The sequence below is a fragment of the Bradyrhizobium sp. 1 genome, from assembly GCF_023073315.1.
Classification (GTDB): domain Bacteria; phylum Pseudomonadota; class Alphaproteobacteria; order Rhizobiales; family Xanthobacteraceae; genus Bradyrhizobium.
In genome coordinates this window covers 194,132-212,114 of sequence record NZ_JADPJH010000033.1, presented here as the reverse complement: position 1 = coordinate 212,114, position 17,983 = coordinate 194,132, and the positions used below count along the sequence as shown (strand labels likewise).

The following is a 17,983-nucleotide window of genomic DNA, read 5'->3' as shown; positions in this document are numbered from 1 at the left end:
CGAACGAAAGAGGGGAGTAGTCCCATGAAAACAGGTCTCGTGGTCACGGCACATCCAGGCGATTTCGTCTGGCGCGCCGGCGGCGCCATCGCGCTGCATGCGAAAAAGGGCTATCGCATGAAGATCGTCTGCATGTCCTTCGGCGAGCGCGGCGAAAGCCAGTTTGCCTGGAAGGAAAAGGGCGCGACGCTGGAATCGGTGAAGGCCGGCCGCAAGGACGAGGCGGAGCGGGCGGCAAAGCTGTTGGGCGCCGAGATCGAATTCTTCGACTGCGGCGACTATCCGCTCAAGCTGACAGAGGCGCATTTCGACCGCATGGTCGACATCTACCGCGAGCTCAATCCGAGTTTCGTGCTGACGCACGCGCTGGAAGATCCCTACAATTTCGACCACCCCAATGCGGCGCATTTCGCGCAGGAGACGCGCGTCGTTGCGCAGGCCATGGGCCACAAGCCCGGCGCGCAGTACCAATATTCGGCGCCGCCGGTGTTTTTGTTCGAGCCGCACCAGCCCGAGCAGTGCAATTACAAGCCGGACCTGCTCCTCAAGATCGACGAGGTCTGGAAGGAGAAGTACGAGGCGTTCCAAATCCTCGCCGCGCAAAAGCATCTCTGGGGCTATTACGAGCGTGTCGCGCTCAACCGCGGCATCCAGGGCAGCCGCAACACCGGCGTGCCCATGACCTATGGCGAGGCCTATCAGCGCCTGTTCCCGACCGTTGCGGAGGAACTGGCATGAAGCCGGTCGTCGTTCGCAACATCTGGCGTGCCGATCCCGCCGGAATGGCGGAGTACGGCGTCTCGACCGTGCACGAGGCCTATGGCCGCATCGGCTTGATGAAGCCTTATTTGCGGCCGGTCTGGGCGGGTGCGTCGATCGCGGGCCCCGCGGTGACCGTGCTGGCGCAGCCCGGCGACAACTGGATGATCCATGTCGCGGTCGAGCAGTGCAAAAAGGGCGACATCCTCGTCGTCGGCTGCACCACCGACAATACCGATGGCATGTTCGGCGAACTGCTCGCGACCTCACTGCAGGCGCGCGGCGTGCAGGGGCTGATCATCGATGCCGGCTGCCGCGACGTCAAAGCGCTGCATGAGATGAAGTTTCCGGTGTGGTCGCGCGCGATCTCGGCCAAGGGGACTGTCAAGGCGACGCTCGGCTCGGTCAACATTCCCGTGGTCTGCGCCGGCGTCAACGTCGATCCCGGTGACATCGTCGTCGCCGATGACGACGGAATCGTGGTGGTGCCGAATCGTTATGCCGCCGAAGTCGCCGAGAAGGCGAAGAAGCGCAATTCCGACGAGGGCGGCAAGCGGACGCGTCTCTCCTCGGGCGAGCTCGGCCTCGACATATACAGCATGCGCGAGGCGCTGGCGAAGGCGGGGCTCGTCTATGTCGACAATCCCGAGGACGTCTAAGTTGCAATCTTGTTTGAGCATGATCTCTTTGGAAAACCGCTACGCACTTTTCCGGATCATGCTCGTGAGAAGCGGAGCGGGCGGATGGATCGTCTCAAGCTGAAGGCCGTCCTCGGCAATCACCCGCATGTCCAGGCGGTGAAGGGCGGCGCGCTCGGCTCCGACCTTTTCGATCTCGACTTCATCGAGTACACGCCGACCAACACGGCGTTCAAGCCGATGGTGCGCGAACAGGCGTTTGACGTCTGCGAGATGGCGATCGTCACCTATCTGATGGCGAAGGCGCATGGCAAGCCGCTGGTGCTGCTGCCGGCGACGATGATGGGCCGCTTCCAGCATTCCTACGCGCTGTATAATCCGGCGCATGGAGCGCTCGGGCCCAGCGATCTCGAAGGCAAGCGCGTCGGCATCCGCTCCTTCACGACGACCACAGGCGCCTGGATCAGGGGCATCCTCGCCAACGATTACGGCGTCAATCTCGACAAGATCAAATGGGTGACGTTCGAGGATCCGCACGTCGCCGAATATGTCGACACCACCGAGCGCGCGCCGAAGGACAAGAAGGTGTTGCAGATGCTGATCGATGGCGAGCTCGACGCCGTGCTCGGCGAGACGTCTAACGATCCCCAGCTGAAGTCGCTCTTCCCTGATCCCGCCGCAGAAGCCGCCAAATGGTATTCGTTGCGCGGCGTCGTGCCGGTCAATCATCTCGTGGTCGTGACCGGGCAGCTCGCGAAATCGCGCCCTGACGTGGTCGCGGGCGTTTATGATCTGCTCAAGCGGAACAAGGAACAGATGGGCGCTGCTGCGACGCTCGACCTCGTTCCGTTCGGGATCGAGGCGAACAGAAAGCCATTGGAGCTGATCGTCGACTACGCATTCCAGCAGGCGCTGATCCCGCGCCGCTATGCCGTCGAGGATCTCTTCGACGAGACGACACGAGGATTGAATTGATGGCGGATCCGAAGCGATGGCAGATCGGGCTGGTTGGCTATGGTGAGGTCGGCCGGATCCTGGCCGAGGATTTGCGCCAGCTGGACATCAAGGTCTCGGCCTTCGACATCAAGCTCGGAGGCGAGCAGGGCGCCGCGCTGAAGGAGCATGCGGCGAAGTTTGGCGTGCCGCTTGCGGCGTCTCACGCCGAGCTGACCGCGAAATCCGACTTGATCGTCTCCGCCGTCACAGCGAGCCAAGCCGTTTCTGTCGCAAAGGCCTGCGCGGGCGCGATCAACCAGGGCACCTGGTTCCTCGATTTCAACTCGGCCTCTCCCGGTGCCAAGCAGCGCGCCGCCAAGTTGATCGATGGCGCTGCCGGCCGCTATGTCGAGGGCGCGGTGATGACCTCGGTGCCGCCTTATCGCATCAAGGTGCCGCTGCTGCTCGGCGGCCCCGGCGCCAGGGAGTTGGAGCCGCTGCTCAACGCGATCGGCTTTGCGGCGAAGGTTGCGAGCGACAAGCTCGGTGTGTCCTCGGCCGTAAAAATGTGCCGCAGCATCATGATCAAGGGCCTGGAGGCCATGGTCATCGAAAGCTTCACCACCGCGCGCGCCTATGGCGTCGAGGACGCGGTGCTGGCTTCGCTGACGGAGACGTTTCCCACGATAAATTGGGAAAAGCAGGGCGCCTATTTCTTCCAGCGCGTGATCGAGCACGGCCGCCGCCGTGCCGAGGAAGTCCGCGAGGTCGCAGAGACCGTGCGCGAGGCGGGGCTGACGCCGTGGTCCGCGCAGGGCACGGCCGAGCGTCAGGCCTGGGTTGCTGATCTCGCCGACGAAGGCCTGTTCGGAACGAAGGGTACGAAGGAGTTCGCCCGCAGCGCCGATTGGCGCACCGAGGCAGATCGGATTCTCGCGAAGATCAATCGTGAGAGGTAGCGCACGGCTTCAGGTCAGGACCGTGCCGCGATAGTTCAAGACTTCACCACGGGCCTCCTCGATCAGCTCGATCAGGGACCTGGATTTGCGGACGAGGTGGTCCGTAGCCGGTTGCACGCGAAATTCGGCGAGCACCGCCCGGATGCATTTGGCCGCGGCGTCGAGGGTCCAGAGCGCGCGGGTCATGTCGCCCTGCGTCTGGATCGCCGACAGATCCAGATCCGACAGAACCTGGCCGATGCCGTCGAGCCGATTGGCGGCGGCGTCGGCGGGTGTGCTGGCCCGCATGGAATGATAATCGATGCTGCTGAATGCGCTGAACATACCCATACTCCGCATTGAACGCTGATGATCAGTGCAGGTCCTGATTATGGCCAGCGGGGACCGACTCGCAACGCGTTGAGCTACGGACCGGGATTCTACCGGACTCGGGTGGGGCCGAGATCAGCGGTAAAATCGGACGGAAGCTTCAGTTGCGCTTCCCCACAATCTTACCGTTGGAGGCGACCAGCCTGGCTCCCTTGTAGACAGCGCGCCCTTGCGGAACCGCGACGACGGCCTCGGGAACGTGTTCCGCATTCAGCGTCACGAAATCAGCCTTCGCCCCCACCCGCAGGCCGTAGCCCTCGAGCCGCAGCGCTTTTGCGCCTGATGCCGTGACGACATCGAAGGCGGTGCGCAGTTCCGCGTCGATGTTGAAGCCGGAGCGATAGCCGAGCGTGGTGGCCCGGCGCAGCATGTCGCCGTCGCCATAGGGCCACCAGGAATCGCGGATGTTGTCGTTGCCGCTGAAGACGGTGACACCGGCAGCGCGCAAAGCGAGGATCGGCGGGAAGGGCCGCGCGCCCGGTGCATTGGTCATGATCGCGACGCCCGAACGGGCCAGCACTTCGGCGATCTTCTTGAGGTAGTCAGTCGGGATGTCGCCGAGCCCGTAGGCATCGCTGATGGCGACGCGGCCCTCCATGCCAAGCGCGCGCGTGCGCGCTGCGATCTGCTCGATCTCGAAGGCGCCGAGCGTACCCATGTCGTGCAGATGGATGTCGACATCGACGCCGTGCTTGCTGGCGACGCCAAACACGATTTCGAGATGCTTTTCGATGTCGCGGTCGAAGCTGGCGGGATCGAGCCCGCCGACGAGATCGGCGCCGAGCCCGATGGCCTCGTCGAGCAGTTGCGGTGTGCCCGGGCTCGCGAGGATTCCGCTTTGGGGGAAGGCGACGAGCTGGATGTCGATCAAGCCCTTGTATTCTTCGCGCACGCGCAAAATCGTCTCGAGCGATTTGAGGCCGACCGAGCCGTCGACCATGACATGGCTGCGCATCTGCGAGGTGCCGTGGGCAATGCAGAGATCAAGCTGGTTGCGCGCCCGCACATCCATCGACGCTGACACGGCCATGTTCTCTGCCTGGAAAGCGACGCGCTCATGCACGTTGAACCCGTTGGGGCATGGTTTGTGCGGACGCCAAGCATCGCCGTAAAAACTGGTGTCGAGATGGATGTGGCCTTCGACGAAGCCGGGAACGACGAGGGCGCTGTCGAGGTCGATGGTCTCGTTCGCAGCGGGACGCTCATCGACGGGTGTGATCGCGGCAATGCGGCCGTCTTTGACCGCGATGTGATGGCGAGACCCGCCATCGAAACGCGCGTTGAGGAAGATTGTATCGAAGGCCATTTTGGTTCCTCCGTTGCTGGCTAGCTCCACGGGCGGAATAGCGTGGGCCGCTGCCGCTCAAACGTTTTCCGGCCAGCCTTGAATCCCATCAGGATATCCGGCAGTTCCGCGATCGCAAAACGGCTGTCCCCGGTGTCGAGCACGATGAGATCGGCGGGGTTGCCGATTTTGATGCCGTAATCGCCAAGGTTCATAAGCCGCGCCGGCAGCTCGGTCACGAGATCGAGGCAGGTGTCGAAATCGCTGACGGAGGCGTGCGCGACGTTGGCGTAAAAGTTCGCCATCCGCAGCAGCGAGGCATCGCCGAAGGGTGTGAAGGGATTGAGCACGTTGTTGGTGGCGACCGAGCACAGCACGCCGTCGCCGGCAAGCTTGTGGGCGAGCGTCAATCCGCGCGGGGCGTTGTGGGTAGCTTCGCGGCCCATCAGATAGAGATCGGTCGCCGGCAGCACAGTGACAGCGACGCCGGCTCGCGCCAGTTGCGCGGTGGCGGCCTTCATCCGCTCCGGCGGCAATGCCGAGAGTTTTGTGGCGTGGCCGATCGCCACGCGCCCCCCGTAGTTGCGACGCTCGGTCTGCCGGCAGACTTCGTCGAGATGCCACCAGGAGGGATCGAGATCGAAATCGAGATGGAGATCGACATCGATGTTGAATTGCTGGGCGAGATCGAAGATGCGTTCGAGATGGGCGTTCGGGTCGGTGTCCATGTAGGGACAGCCGCCGATCGCCTCGCCGCCGTCGCGCAGCGCTTGGACCAGCAACTCCTCAGCTCCGGGATCGTTGGTCAGGCCTTCCTGTGGGAAGACGCAGAGCGAGAGGTCGATCGCCCAGGCATAGTCGCGCTTGAGTGCCTTAACTGCCTCGAAGCCGCGTAAGCCAATGCGCGGGTCGATCTCGACATGCGTGCGCATCCGCGTCGTGCCGTGCACGATGGCGCGTTCGAGCACCCGCGCGCCGCGGCCATAGACGTCCTCGACGGTAAAATCCTTCTTCATCCCGGCGACGGCGCGGATCGCTTCCGAGACGCTGCCATGATTATGCCCGCAGCGGCCGAGCAGGCAGGCTTTGTCGAGATGGATGTGGGTGTCGACGAAGCCGGGCAGGGCGAGGTGCCTGCCGAGGTCGACTTCGACGGCCTCGCAGGCGAGCTTTTCGCTGCTGGGCTCGATCGCGACGACCCGTCCGCCCTTCACGCCGATATCGACGGGTGCGGCGGATGAGCGCAACAACGCGTTGCGGAAGATCAGGTCGAAGGCTGTCTGGCTGGTCATGGTGTCGGATTCAACTGTGGTAGCCTAGCGGAAGGTCTGGCGGCGGGCAGCTCCAGATTGTGTGCAGTTCTGCCACCAAATTGTTCAAAAAATATGCATGCAGTTTGGGGCGAGGATTGTAGAATGCCGACACCCGGAGAACCCGCCATGTCCGCCCCCGCCAAAGCCGAACGCCCGATGACCCACGCCGAGATCGTGGAGGCCTATCTCACGGCCTCGATGATACCCGATCCCGATGCCGCCGCGGCCTATATGAAGCCGGGCACGGTGATCACGTTCACCGGCGGGCGCGAGTTCGATCATCCGCGCGGGCCGACCGGCTTCAACGCCAAACGCTATAGCTGGGTCAAGAAGAAGATGGACCGGTTCGACGTCTGCCCCGGCGCGGACGAGACCGTCGTCTATAGCGTCGGCACGCTCTATGGCGAGTGGATCGACGGCACGCCGTTCGAAGGCAATCGCTATGTCGACCGCTTCGTCGTCCGCGGCGGGCAGATCGTGAAGATGGACGTCTGGAACGACAGCGCGGAGCGCATTCTGGTCCAGCGTGGCATCGACGCCTAACCTCTGCGTGCGACTTTCGGCAGCTTGACGACGCGATCGCTGGTCACCTCGTCGGCATAGGGCGCGAGAATATCGAGCAGGTCGCGACCGCGCTGCGGGGTGGGGGCGACCAGCGCGCGATTGGCCACGGAATCCAGATGATGGTGCATCAATTCCATCACCTTGGCCTCGTCGCCCTTGGCCAGCGCTGCGATGATGGCCCGGTGCTCGTTGATGGCGCATTCGGTCGAATGTGGCCGGCTATAGAGCGACAGCGTCAGGCAGCAGCGATAGGCGACCTCGCTGACATAGCGCACCAGGATCGGGCTGCTCGTCATCTGCGCGAGCAGGATGTGGAATTCGGTGGCGAGGCGGATCGAGACCGCATCCGTGCCGCCGCGCGCGCGGTCCTCGGCGTCGACATGGTCGTTCAGCTCGGAGATCTGGCTCCCGGTCAGCTTGCCCGCGAGCTGGCGGACGACGAGGCCCTCGAGCTGGATGCGGATATCGAAGGCATCGCGCGCCTCCTTCCAGCTTGGTGTCGCCACAACCGCGATCCGGTTGCGGCGGAGTTCGACCAGGCCCTCGGCGGCGAGTTGTCCCAGTGCGTGGCGGGCGATGGTGCGGCTGACGCCGAAACGTTCGCCGAGCGAATCCTCGGGCAGCTTGGCGCCGGGCTCCAGCGCCTGCTCGATGATCGCGCGCCGCAACGCGCGGCAGATCACGCTGACCTTGTCTGATGATTCAGAAGTCTTGCTGGTGGCGCGCGCCGGCATCGGCGAATCCTCGCGGGTAGGGACGAAGCCTCTCCATAACACAGCCCTGCGGCGACCCGGCGCCGCAATTGCATGCAGTTTGATGGCCGGATTGCCCAAAATCAATCCGGCGGTTTGGCGCGCGGTTCGGCGAACCGGTTAATTCCGCGGGCGACGATGGCTGGCATCCAGCTTGCATGCACTTTGGCTGTGATGCGCATGCAGCCCAACGCCCAATTTGACGGCCAGCCCGTTCCCGAAAGCTCCGGCCCTGTTGCCATCGAGCTGTCCGAGACCTTCGTGACCTTCGGGCGCGGTGACCGCGCCGTGCCTGCTTTGTCGAAGACGAGCCTACGGATCGCCGACGGCGAGTTTGTCGCCTTGGTCGGGCCATCAGGATGCGGCAAATCGACCATTTTACGTCTCGTTAGCGGCCTGGTGCAACCGACCAGCGGCGTCGTCATCGTCGGCGGCCGCGAAGTCGCGGCGCGCGCGCTGCGGGTCGGCATGGCGTTCCAGAATCCGACGATGCTGCCGTGGATGACGATCGAGCGGAACATCATGCTGCCGCTGAAGATCGTCGAGCCGTTCCGCTCGAATTTCCGCAAGCTGCGCAAGACCGAGTTTCGCGACAAGGCCAACACGCTGCTGGAGCAGGTTGGCCTCAAAGGATTCGGCGGTAATTATCCCTGGCAGCTCTCCGGCGGCATGCTCCAGCGCGCCAATCTCTGCCGCGCGCTGATCCACGAACCGCGCATGCTGCTGCTCGATGAACCCTTCGGCGCGCTCGACCAGTTCACGCGCGAGGAGCTGTGGGCGATCCTGCAAAATCTCTGGATGACGCACAAGCCGACGGTGCTGCTGGTCACGCACGATTTGCGCGAGGCCGGATTCCTCGCCAGCCGTATCTGCGTGATGAGCGCGCGTCCCGGCCGCATCCTCGACGATAGTCGCGTTGACTTCGCGCGGCCGCGCACCGTCGCCATGACCTTCGAGCCGGATTTCGTCACCCTGAACCAGAAGCTGCGCGCTTTCATCGAGGATGCACGCAGCACGGCCCAAGAGGGGACAGGCTGATGATGTTCGGGATCAATGTCAGGCAGAAGGCGTGGTCGGCGGGGCTGATCGTGCTGTTCTTCGTTGCCTGGGAATTGTTCTGCCTGATGACGGGCATGTCCGATCTCGTGCTGCCGCGGCCCTCGCAAGTGTTTGTGACGCTGTGGCAGCGCTTCCCGGTGCTGTGGCCGCACATTGTGCAGACGCTGGCCACCACGATGCTCGGCTTCGTCCTTGGCGTTGCGCTCGGTGTCGCTCTCGGCGCCATCATCGGCGTTTCCAAGACCGCATATGACACCTGTTATCCGCTGCTGATCGGCTTCTCCTCGATTCCCAAGGTCGCGGTCGTCCCGATCTTCGTGCTGTGGTTCGGCTCCGGCACGGTGCCGGCGGTGCTGACTGCGCTGTCGATCTGCTTCTTCCCGATCGTCGTGAATATCGCCACGGGCCTTGCGACCACCGAGCCCGAGCTCGAGGACGTGCTGAAGGCGCTCGGCGCCAGCAAGCTCGACATCCTCTGGAATGTCGGCCTGCCCAGGACCATGCCGTTCTTCTTCGCCTCGCTGAAGGTTGCGATCTCCTACGCTTTCGTCGGCGCGGTGCTGTCGGAAACGGTCGCCTCCAACCGCGGCCTCGGCAACGTCATGATGTCTGCCTCCTCGAATTTCAACGTGCCGCTGGTGTTCGCCAGCCTGTTCGTGCTCGCTGGTCTCGGCGTCGCGCTCTACGTTGTTTTCTCGCTGATCGAAGGGCGCGTTACCGGCTGGGCCACGCGCAAGAACGACGTGATCGCCACCTGATTTTTCAAACCGTCACGCAACGAAGCTTGAGGAGGTCTCGATGTTGAGAAAAGTAACTGCCGCACTGCTGGGATTGGCCCTGTCCGCGGGTGTCGCTACCGCCGAAGAAACCACGATCAAGTTCACGCTGGGCTGGAAGACGCAAGGCAGCGACGCCGCGTTCTTCTACGCCAAGGACAACGGCTATTTCAAAGAGGAAGGCCTTAACGTCGTCATCGACCAGGGCGAGGGTTCTGGTGCCACAGTCACGCGCGTGATGTCAGGCGCCTATGACGCCGGCTTCGGCGACGTCAACGCCATCATCCAGAACGCCTCGACCAAGCCGCAGGAGGCGCCGGTCATGGTCTACATGATGTGGAACCAGCCGCCCTTCGCGATCGTCGCCAAAAAGACCAGCGGCATCAACACCATCAAGGACTTTGAGGGTCACACCCTCGGCGGCGCGCAGGGCACCCCGACGACGCGCCTCCTGCCGGTGTTCACCCGCAAGAACGGGCTCGACGGCGAGAAGATCAAGATCTCCAACATGGCCCCGAACCTCCAGGAGCCGATGCTGATCAAGGGCGACATCGACGCTGCCCTCGTCTTCAACATCACCAGCTATTTCAACCTCGTGCTCAACCGCCAGGACCCCGACAAGGACTTCAAATGGTTCTCATTCGGTGAGTACGGTCTCGATCTTTATTCCAACGGCGTGATGGTCTCGAAAAAGCTGATCGCATCCAACCCGAAGGCGATCGCCGGCCTTGTGCGCGCCATCAATAAGGGGGCGATTGCGGTCGCCAAGGACCAGAACGCGGGGATGAAGGCCGCGCTGAACTACGACAATCTGATCGACGTCGCGGTCGAGAAGCGCCGGCTGCAATATTCCTTCGACAAGCTGATCGTCTCGCCCGAGATGAAGGAGATCGGCATCGGCGACATCAAGGACGACCGCATGATGCGGGCGATCGGGATTATCGTCGAAGGCTACCAGCTCACCCGCGCGCCGACGCCGGCAGAGGTGTTCTCGCGCGAGTTCCTGCCACCGCGACCGGAGCGGGAGTTGGTGTATACCGCCAACTGAGTTCGGGGAGACGCTGATGGCCACGGAGATGTCAGCGACCTGCCTGTTCCGTGGCCGTGATCGCGGCATCAGTGATAGCGTCGTGCTGCGGCACGACGATGGTGTCATCACCGATATTTCGGAAGGAGCGGGGCTCGGATCACGCTCCTTCGTCATTCCAGCCTTCGTTAACGCCCACGACCATGCCCGCGCGACCGCATCGTCCTTCGGCGCGATGGGCGTGCCCCTGGAGAGCTGGATCCTGCGCACGGCGCTCGGCACGCCGGTCGATCCATATCTGACCGCAGCATCGGCGTTGGCCAGATCCGCCAAGGCTGGCTGCGCTGCCATGATGGTGCACTACACCCGCCCGAGCGGGACGATGCCCTTGCTCGATGAAGCCAAAGCGATTGCGAGGGCAGTATCCGACGTCGGTATCCGGATCGCCTTTGCACTCGCGGTCCGCGACCAGAATCCGATCGTCTATGGCGATGCCGAACCCATGCTCGGTGGCCTCCCCAGCGACGACCGCAGGACCGTCGAAGACCTCTTCGTTCGCGCGCCGATGTCGCCTAAGGCGTATATCGAATTGACGGACGCCATTGCGGCCGCTATCGCCGGTCCGATGGTTGACGTGCAGCTTGGGCCGGCGGGCGTGCAATGGTGCTCGAAGCCCCTGCTGGAAGCCGTGGCGGAAAACTCGGCGCGGACCGGCCGGCGCATCCACATGCACCTGCTGGAGACCGTGTATCAGCGTGCCTGGGCCGACCAGAACTTTCCGGACATGGTACGCTGGCTGCGCGACATCGGCTTCCTCTCGGAGCGGCTGACGCTGGCACATTGCACCCACGCCCGCCCGGATGAGCTCGAGATGATCGCCGCCTCCGGCGCGGGCATCGTCACCAATTTCAGCTCGAACATGCATCTGCGCTCGGGGCTCGCCCCGATCGCCACCGCGCATAAATGCGGTTGCGCCATCGCGGTCGGCGTCGACGGGCTGGCGCTCGATGAGGACGACGACATTATGCGCGAGATGCGGCTGGTGCAGATGGTCCATGGCGGCCTCGGCTTCAAGCCGACGTGGACACCGGCGGAAATGTTCGCGCTCGCCATTCGCAACGGACGCCGCGCCACTGGCGCGCCCGGGAGCGGGGAGTTGGCTGTCGGCAATCCCGCGGACTACGTCGTGATCGATCTCGACAAGCTCGACCGCGACCGGATCATGCCGGTGGATCCCATGGCGCTGCTGTTTGCGCGTGGCAACGCGTCGCTGGTGAAGGAGGTCGTCGTCGCCGGCAAGACGATCGTCAGGGACGGCGTCCCCGCAGGCGTTGACCTGCCGGCCATCGAACAGGAATTGCGGGCGATGTACCGCGCCAATGTCGGCAAATTCGAAAGCTTCCGGCGGATATGGCCACAGCTATCGGAGCGGCTGGGCGGCTGGTTCGAGCAGCAGCTCACCTGCGAATAGTTCGGGACACGGCGTCCCCAATTGTCCCGGCCGATATAAAACCGCGATAGCTGATAGGCGGAACCTCATCTGGCGATCGGTTCGGGTCTGGGTTACACCGTGCCCGGCTGCGCGCCGGCGCAAGCCCTTGATCCTCTGAGGAGCCCTCGATGCGTCTTCCCACTATTCTCCTGGCCGTCACATGTCTTGCCGGCGCAGCGTCTGCCGAAGATCTCACGGGCACGCTCCAGAAGGTGAAGGAGACGAAGAAGATCACGCTCGGCTATCAGGAAGCCTCCGTTCCTTTCAGCTATCTCGACGGCAACCAGAAGCCGGTCGGCTTTGCCATGGATATCTGCCTCAAGATCGTGGACGCCGTGAAGAAGCAGCTCGGCATGCCCGACATCGCCGTCGACTATCTCGCGGTGACGTCGTCGAACCGCATTCCGCTGATGGTCAACGGCACGCTCGACCTGCATTGCTCGGCGACCACCAACAATGCCGATCGCCAGAAGCAGGTCGCCTTCACCAACACGCATTTCCTCAGCGCAACCCGGTTCGCAGCCAAGAAGGCGGCGAAGATCAACACCATCGACGATCTCAAAGGCAAGGCAGTCACCGCGGTGGCGGGATCGGTCAATCTGACCCAGCTCGCCAAGGTCAACACCGAGCGCAATCTCGGCATCAAGATCATGCCGGCCGTGGACCAGGCCGAGGCCTTCCTGCTGCTGGAGACCGACCGCGCCCAGGCTTACGCGCTCGACGACGTCCAGCTTGCGGTCGCGATCGCGCGCTCGAAGGAGCCCGCGTTGTTCATGATCAGCGAGGAGACGTTCTCGAAAGCCGAGCCCTTCGGCATCATGCTGCGCCGGGAGGACGCGCCGTTCAAGGCGCTGGCCGATCGCGCCACGGCGGAGCTCTACGCGAGCCCGGAGATCGAGGTGTTCTACAAGAGGTGGCTGGAATCGCCGACGCCGCCGAACGGCCTCAACTACAACGTCCCGATCTCGCCGGCCTTGCGCAACGCCTTCAAGAAGCCGAGCTCGAGCGCCGATCCCGACGTGTACGTGGTGAACTGAGGAGAGGTCCGAGCGGGCGTCTCGAAGGATGCGCCACGGGCAAGCTTCTTACCGCGCCCGCGGCGTATCGAGCAGTTGGTCAGCGAGCGCCGCGCCGACCGCCGCGATCACGGCCATCGCCAGCGCCCACGGCACGAACAGGCGATGACCGATCAGCGCGCCGCTTATCAAGGGCGCGCTGATATTCGCACCCGACATCAGCGACTGGTTGAGACCCATGATCATGCCCTGGCGGTTGATCGCGGTGCTTCGCGACAGCTCCGCCGTCAGCGTGCTCCGCGCGAATATGGTGCCGACGATGATCAGCGTCAAATTGACCGCGAGCAGGCTGATCGTGTTGCCGGCCGCAAGCCCGGCAAACCCGAGACCCATGCAGGCGAATGCTACTACGACGATGCCGCGGTCTGACGCGGTCAGGTTCGCGCGGGTGATGAGCAGTCCCTGGACGATCATGTTGATGAAGCCGGCATAGGCGAACATCCAGCCGAGTTCGCGCGCGCCGAAGGGGTGCCCTTCCCATGAAAACCGCGCCGACAGGAACAGACCGATCTGCGACAGGAACATCGAATTGACGAAGAAGAACACGATCAGCAGGCCGAGCAGGCGCCAGGCGTAGCGCATGCCGAAGAGGCTGCGCATCAGCGTCGGCTCCGGCACGCGGTGCTGGTAGAGCGGCTCGGACGCGGGGTGATCCGGCGGGAGCAGGGCAATCGTCGCAAAGATGCTGATCAGCGAGAGCGCGGCCGCGGCCCATACCGGCGCGGTCTGCCCATAATGCACGAGGAAGCTCGAGAGCGCAGGGCCGAGCAGCAGCCCGGTCCCGATCGCGCCGCTGGTCATGCCGAGCGCCTGCTTGCGAGTCGCGGGCGCACTGTGCTCGGCGGCGTAGGCGTGCGCCACCGAGATGTTGCCTGATGTCAGGCCGTCGATGATGCGCGCCAGGAACACCAGCGTGAGGTTCCCTGCAAGTGCGAGCAGCACGAACCCGATCAGCGTTCCGATCTGGCTGACGACCAAAACCTTCCGCCGCCCGTAGCGGTCCGAGAGCATGCCGACCACGGGGCCGGCAATGAGCTGACAGACCGCATAGGCCGAGATCAAAGCGCCGAGCAGGAAGGGCGTGGCGCCGAGACGCTGCGAATAGAAGGGGAGGAGCGGCAGGATGATCCCCATGCCGGTCGCATCGACGGCCACGACGACAAAGGTCGGGATCAGCGTCAGCGCGTTTTCGCCCGCTATCACCTCTCGTGCCCCGGCCGTGGAACCCGGTCCCATCTGAATTGTCCTCGTTCGCTTTTGCGTGATCATCGCGAAACGCTGGATTATATAGTTGCAGACTAATAGTTCGCGTCCTATCTAATTTGCATGGCACCCTCGCAAGGCTTCATCCACGCCGAACTCGGCCGGCTCATCGCGCGCCTGGCCCGAATCTGGCGACGCGAGTCGGATCAGGCGCTGTCCGATCACGGCCTGTCCTATGCGACCGCGATTCCCCTGCTGGTGCTGTCGCGCCAGGGCGAGAACGTGCGTCAGGGCGTGCTCGCCGACGAACTCGGCATCGAGGGGCCGTCGCTGGTGCGGCTGATTGACCTGCTCCAGGAAGAAGGCCTCGTCGAGCGCCGGGAAGACCCGACCGACCGGCGTGCCAAAACGCTCCACCTCACAAGGGCGGGGCTGGCCAAGATCGAGGAAACCAACCGGATCTTGCGGCGTGTCCGGACCAGCCTCCTGAGAGATATCGGGCCCGAGGAACTTGCGATAACCTTCGAGACTCTTCAGCGCATCGAACAGCGGGCCAGTCGCCTGCACGAAGCCAGAGCGGTTCCCGAGGCGAAATAGTCATGCGCGCAGATGAGCCGTTCCTGGTCCGCCACGCGGACCTCATTTTTGCGTTGAAGACGTTTGCCGCGTCGATGCTGGCGCTCGTCATTGCACTGGCCATGGATCTGCCGCGGCCCTATTGGGCGATGGCGACCGTCTACATCACTTCGCAGCCGCTGGCGGGGGCAACCAGCTCGAAGGCCTTCTTCCGCGTGATGGGCACGCTGGCCGGCGCGAGCATGACGGTGGCGCTGGTGCCGAACCTGATCAATGCGCCTGAGCTTCTGTGCCTTGCGATCGCGCTCTGGGTCGGGCTCTGCCTCTATCTGTCGCTGCTCGACGGCACGCCGCGCAGCTACGTGTTCATGCTGGCCGGATATACGGTGGCGCTGATCGGCTTTCCCGCGGTGTCCGCGCCTGGCGCCATCTTCGATACCGCGGTATCGCGGGTCGAGGAGATTTGCCTCGGTATCATCTGCGCCAGTCTCGTCTCGACCATCGTCTTTCCCCGCAGCGTCGCGCCCGCGGTCGCGAACCGCGTCGATCTTTGGCTGGCCGATGCGCGCCGCCTCAGCCAGGCCGTGCTGTTGCGCGAGGGCACCAGCGAATCCCGCCGCCCCCGGCGTCTCAAGCTCGCGACCGACATTGTCGAGATCGACACGCTCTCCACCCATCTCGCCTATGACCGCCTGACCGACCGCAATGCGGTGACCGGCCTCGGTGAAATCCGGCTGCGCATGCTAATGCTGCTGCCGGTGATCGCCTCGCTGGAGGATCGGCTGGCGGCGTTAGGGGAGGAGGCGCTGCGGCGGCAACCCGAGCTGAAAAATCTTCTTGAAGATCTCGCGCAATGGATCACGAGCGATGTCAGCGCAAGGCAGCCGGCCGAGCGCATCCGCGCCATGATCGCGGAGCAGCAGGCGGGGCTCGACGACAGCGCGGATTGGGAGCGCATCATCACCACCAGCCTGTTGTCGCGGCTGCGGGAGCTGGTTGACCTCTCGCGCGATTGCCGCGCGCTGACGGAAGCGATTGCCGACGGCCGCGATGTTTCAACGCTCGATCTCGCCTTTCATTCCGAAGCCGGCGCTGCGCCGGTGCGCCATCGCGACCGCGGCCTTGCGCTGTGGTCGGCGGCAGGTGCTGCGACGGCCATCTTGATCTGCTGCGCATTCTGGATCGGCACTGGCTGGCCGGACGGCGCATCGGCGCCGATGATGGCGGCGGTTGCCTGCTCCTTCTTCGCCGCGCAGGACGAGCCCGCGCGCTTCATCCGCAGCTTTGGCCTGTGGTCGCTGGTCGCCATCGTCGTCGTCGCGATCTATCTGTTTGCGGTGGTGCCTGCGATTTCCCATCTCGAGGTCCTGATCGTCGCGCTGGCGCCGACCTTCCTGCTCTATGGCTTCCTGATCGGTCGTCCCGCCACGGCGGGCACCGGCATGGCGCTCGCGGCCAACACTGCGACGTTGCTCGCGATCCAGTCGACCTACAGCGCGGACTTCGCGTCCTACGCCAATTCGGCTGTCGCCTTCTTCGTCGGCGTCGTCATCGCCGAGCTCGTGACGCGGATCGCGCGCGGCGTCGGCGCCGAGTGGATCGCCCATCGCCTGGTGCTGTCGAGCTGGATCACGATCGCGGTCGCCGCCGAACGCCGCGGCAAGCGCGACCGCGCGGAGTTCGCAGGCCTGATGCTGCACCGTCTCGGGCTTCTGGTGCAACGCATCGCCTATCTCTCGGAGAGCGACCGCCGCGACACCGACAGCCTGGTCCAGCTCCGTATCGGCATCAACATCATCGACCTGCGCCGCGCACGTTATGGGCTCGCGGCGTCGACCATTGCCGTCATCGACGACATGCTCGATCGGCTCGCCATCGCCTGCCGCGGCTATGCGGGCGAGGGAATGCCGGAAGCGTTGCTGACAAGCGTCGACCGGGCGTTGGCCCAGGCGGTGAAAGATCCCAATGACAACGCGCGCGAAGACGCCTTGATCGGCCTCGTCGGCATCCGCCGCGGCCTTTTCCCGGACGCGCCGGCCTACCGGTCGCGTGCAGGCGAGAGTGTTGCGGCATGAAATATGTGATTGACATCTACGGCGTGCTCGTGCCGGCGCTGCTGCTGTGGATCATCGTCGCCTATATCCTGAGCGCGCTTCTGCGCCGGCTGATGCAGCGCTTCGACCTCTACCGGCTGGTCTGGCACCGCGCGCTGTTCGACTTTTCGATGTTCGTCTGCCTTCTCGGCGCCGTCGTCTATCTCTCGGAGTTTTTGTCATGAAGGGGAATTTCGCCTGGCTTGGCCGTTTTGCGCTGACCGCGCTCGCTGTCATCGCGGCGCTTGCCGTCGGCCGCGCGCTCTGGGTCTACTATATGGAGCAGCCCTGGACCCGCGACGGCCGCGTCCGCGCCGACGTGGTGCAGGTTGCGCCTGACGTCTCGGGGTTCGTCACCGAGGTGCTGGTCAAGGACAACCAGAAGGTCCATCGTGGCGACGTGCTGTTCCGGATTGATCGCGAGCGCTTTGCGCTGGCGCTGCGGCAGGCCGATGCGTCAGTCGCCGGCCATCAGGCCACGCTCGATCAGGCCAATGCCGATCTGAAGCGCTACAGCGCGCTGACGACCGACGCGGTGTCGCAGCAGAAGCAGGAGCAGGTGCTGGCCACGCAGCTGCAGGCCAAGGCGTCCTTCGATGCAGCGGTTGCCGACCGTGCAGTCGCGCAGCTCAACCTCGACCGCAGCGAGGTCCATGCCTCCGTGAATGGCGTGATCACCAACATGGATCTGCGCCCCGGCGCTTACGTCTCGGCGGGGAAGGGCGTGATGGCCCTGGTCGACACCGACACGCTGCATGTCGAAGGCTATTTCGAGGAAACAAAACTCGCGCGCATCCGCGTCGGCGACAAGGTGCAGGTCCGTCTGATGGGCGAGACGGTCACGCTGCCAGGCCGCGTCGAAAGCATCGCCGCCGGCATCGAGGACCGCGACCGCGCCGAAGGCGCCAGCATGCTTGCCAACGTCAACCCGACTTTTAGTTGGGTGCGGCTGGCGCAGCGCGTGCCGGTGCGTATCGCGCTGGATCCGGTGCCCGACGCAGTGTCGCTGGTCGCGGGGCGATCGGCGACGGTAGAGGTGCTGAACTGAGGCGACGCTGCGCATTGCTGCGCCCTCATCCCCTTGTCTCCGCGCTTCGCGTGCGGAT

Annotated in this window: 19 protein-coding genes; 14 read left to right on the top strand and 5 right to left on the bottom strand. The window is 64.1% G+C overall.

The window, feature by feature from the left end:
- Window positions 1-24: 24 nt before the first annotated feature.
- The 4 genes from IVB29_RS26015 (at window position 25) to IVB29_RS26000 (ending at window position 3,292) form a co-directional block, all read left to right on the top strand.
- Complete coding sequence (locus IVB29_RS26015) at window positions 25-738, top strand: PIG-L deacetylase family protein (protein ID WP_247506255.1); 714 nt, start codon at window positions 25-27, stop codon at window positions 736-738.
- Window positions 735-1,418 carry a 4-carboxy-4-hydroxy-2-oxoadipate aldolase/oxaloacetate decarboxylase gene (locus IVB29_RS26010; protein ID WP_247506254.1) on the top strand — a complete coding sequence of 228 codons (684 nt, stop codon included), beginning with the start codon at window positions 735-737 and terminating at the stop codon, window positions 1,416-1,418. Before IVB29_RS26015 ends, IVB29_RS26010 begins: the two co-directional genes overlap by 4 nt.
- Before the next feature lie 84 nt (window positions 1,419-1,502).
- Window positions 1,503-2,372 (top strand): hypothetical protein, encoded by an 870-nt coding sequence (locus tag IVB29_RS26005; RefSeq protein ID WP_247506253.1) that lies wholly within the window; start codon window positions 1,503-1,505, stop codon window positions 2,370-2,372.
- Window positions 2,369-3,292, top strand: a complete 924-nt coding sequence (locus tag IVB29_RS26000) for a DUF1932 domain-containing protein (protein ID WP_247506252.1) — start codon at window positions 2,369-2,371, stop codon at window positions 3,290-3,292. Before IVB29_RS26005 ends, IVB29_RS26000 begins: the two co-directional genes overlap by 4 nt.
- A gap of 9 nt (window positions 3,293-3,301) precedes the next feature.
- Here the strand turns inward: IVB29_RS26000 and IVB29_RS25995 are convergent, their stop codons facing one another.
- From IVB29_RS25995 to IVB29_RS25985, 3 genes are all read right to left on the bottom strand, one after another.
- Complete coding sequence (locus IVB29_RS25995; RefSeq protein ID WP_247506251.1) at window positions 3,302-3,616, bottom strand: hypothetical protein; 315 nt, start codon at window positions 3,614-3,616, stop codon at window positions 3,302-3,304.
- Window positions 3,617-3,761: 145 nt separating this feature from the next.
- Entirely contained in the window at window positions 3,762-4,967 is a 1,206-nt protein-coding gene (locus IVB29_RS25990; RefSeq protein ID WP_247506250.1) for an amidohydrolase family protein, read from the bottom strand.
- Window positions 4,968-4,987: 20 nt separating this feature from the next.
- Window positions 4,988-6,238 (bottom strand): amidohydrolase family protein, encoded by a 1,251-nt coding sequence (locus IVB29_RS25985; RefSeq protein ID WP_247506249.1) that lies wholly within the window; start codon window positions 6,236-6,238, stop codon window positions 4,988-4,990.
- A gap of 147 nt (window positions 6,239-6,385) precedes the next feature.
- Between IVB29_RS25985 and IVB29_RS25980 the strand changes: the two genes are divergently transcribed.
- Window positions 6,386-6,802 (top strand): nuclear transport factor 2 family protein, encoded by a 417-nt coding sequence (locus IVB29_RS25980; protein WP_247506248.1) that lies wholly within the window; start codon window positions 6,386-6,388, stop codon window positions 6,800-6,802.
- On the opposite strand, the gene IVB29_RS25975 is transcribed toward IVB29_RS25980, so the two are convergent.
- Window positions 6,799-7,557: a GntR family transcriptional regulator gene (locus IVB29_RS25975; RefSeq protein WP_247506247.1), complete on the bottom strand. Its 759-nt coding sequence runs from the start codon at window positions 7,555-7,557 to the stop codon at window positions 6,799-6,801. The two genes, IVB29_RS25980 and IVB29_RS25975, sit on opposite strands and share 4 nt — an antisense overlap.
- Window positions 7,558-7,755: 198 nt before the next feature.
- On the opposite strand from IVB29_RS25975, the gene IVB29_RS25970 reads away from it, so the two are divergent.
- From IVB29_RS25970 to IVB29_RS25950, 5 genes are all read left to right on the top strand, one after another.
- Window positions 7,756-8,613: an ABC transporter ATP-binding protein gene (locus tag IVB29_RS25970; protein WP_247506246.1), complete on the top strand. Its 858-nt coding sequence runs from the start codon at window positions 7,756-7,758 to the stop codon at window positions 8,611-8,613.
- A gap of 2 nt (window positions 8,614-8,615) precedes the next feature.
- A complete protein-coding gene (locus IVB29_RS25965) occupies window positions 8,616-9,392 on the top strand; it encodes an ABC transporter permease (RefSeq protein WP_247506981.1) in 777 nt (258 codons plus the stop codon).
- A 40-nt stretch (window positions 9,393-9,432) separates the two neighbouring features.
- Complete coding sequence (locus IVB29_RS25960; protein ID WP_247506245.1) at window positions 9,433-10,458, top strand: ABC transporter substrate-binding protein; 1,026 nt, start codon at window positions 9,433-9,435, stop codon at window positions 10,456-10,458.
- Between the two features lie 16 nt (window positions 10,459-10,474).
- On the top strand, window positions 10,475-11,908 hold the full coding sequence (locus IVB29_RS25955) for an amidohydrolase family protein (RefSeq protein WP_247506244.1): 1,434 nt from the start codon (window positions 10,475-10,477) through the stop codon (window positions 11,906-11,908).
- A gap of 149 nt (window positions 11,909-12,057) precedes the next feature.
- Entirely contained in the window at window positions 12,058-12,966 is a 909-nt protein-coding gene (locus tag IVB29_RS25950; protein ID WP_247506243.1) for an amino acid ABC transporter substrate-binding protein, read from the top strand.
- A gap of 48 nt (window positions 12,967-13,014) precedes the next feature.
- Here IVB29_RS25950 and IVB29_RS25945 read toward each other — a convergent pair whose 3' ends face one another.
- Window positions 13,015-14,241, bottom strand: coding sequence for an MFS transporter (locus tag IVB29_RS25945; protein ID WP_247506242.1), 1,227 nt, complete (start codon window positions 14,239-14,241; stop codon window positions 13,015-13,017).
- Between the two features lie 90 nt (window positions 14,242-14,331).
- Here IVB29_RS25945 and IVB29_RS25940 point away from each other — a divergent pair, with 90 nt between their 5' ends.
- The 4 genes from IVB29_RS25940 to IVB29_RS25925 are packed head-to-tail and all read left to right on the top strand — an operon-like array spanning window position 14,332 to window position 17,925.
- Window positions 14,332-14,805: a MarR family transcriptional regulator gene (locus tag IVB29_RS25940; protein ID WP_247506241.1), complete on the top strand. Its 474-nt coding sequence runs from the start codon at window positions 14,332-14,334 to the stop codon at window positions 14,803-14,805.
- Between the two features lie 2 nt (window positions 14,806-14,807).
- Window positions 14,808-16,859: an FUSC family protein gene (locus tag IVB29_RS25935; protein WP_247506240.1), complete on the top strand. Its 2,052-nt coding sequence runs from the start codon at window positions 14,808-14,810 to the stop codon at window positions 16,857-16,859.
- The gene (locus IVB29_RS25930; protein ID WP_247506239.1) at window positions 16,856-17,062 is read left to right on the top strand and encodes a DUF1656 domain-containing protein; all 207 of its coding nucleotides are present in this window, start codon (window positions 16,856-16,858) and stop codon (window positions 17,060-17,062) included. Before IVB29_RS25935 ends, IVB29_RS25930 begins: the two co-directional genes overlap by 4 nt.
- Window positions 17,059-17,925 carry an HlyD family secretion protein gene (locus IVB29_RS25925; RefSeq protein WP_247506238.1) on the top strand — a complete coding sequence of 289 codons (867 nt, stop codon included), beginning with the start codon at window positions 17,059-17,061 and terminating at the stop codon, window positions 17,923-17,925. Before IVB29_RS25930 ends, IVB29_RS25925 begins: the two co-directional genes overlap by 4 nt.
- Window positions 17,926-17,983: the final 58 nt, after the last annotated feature.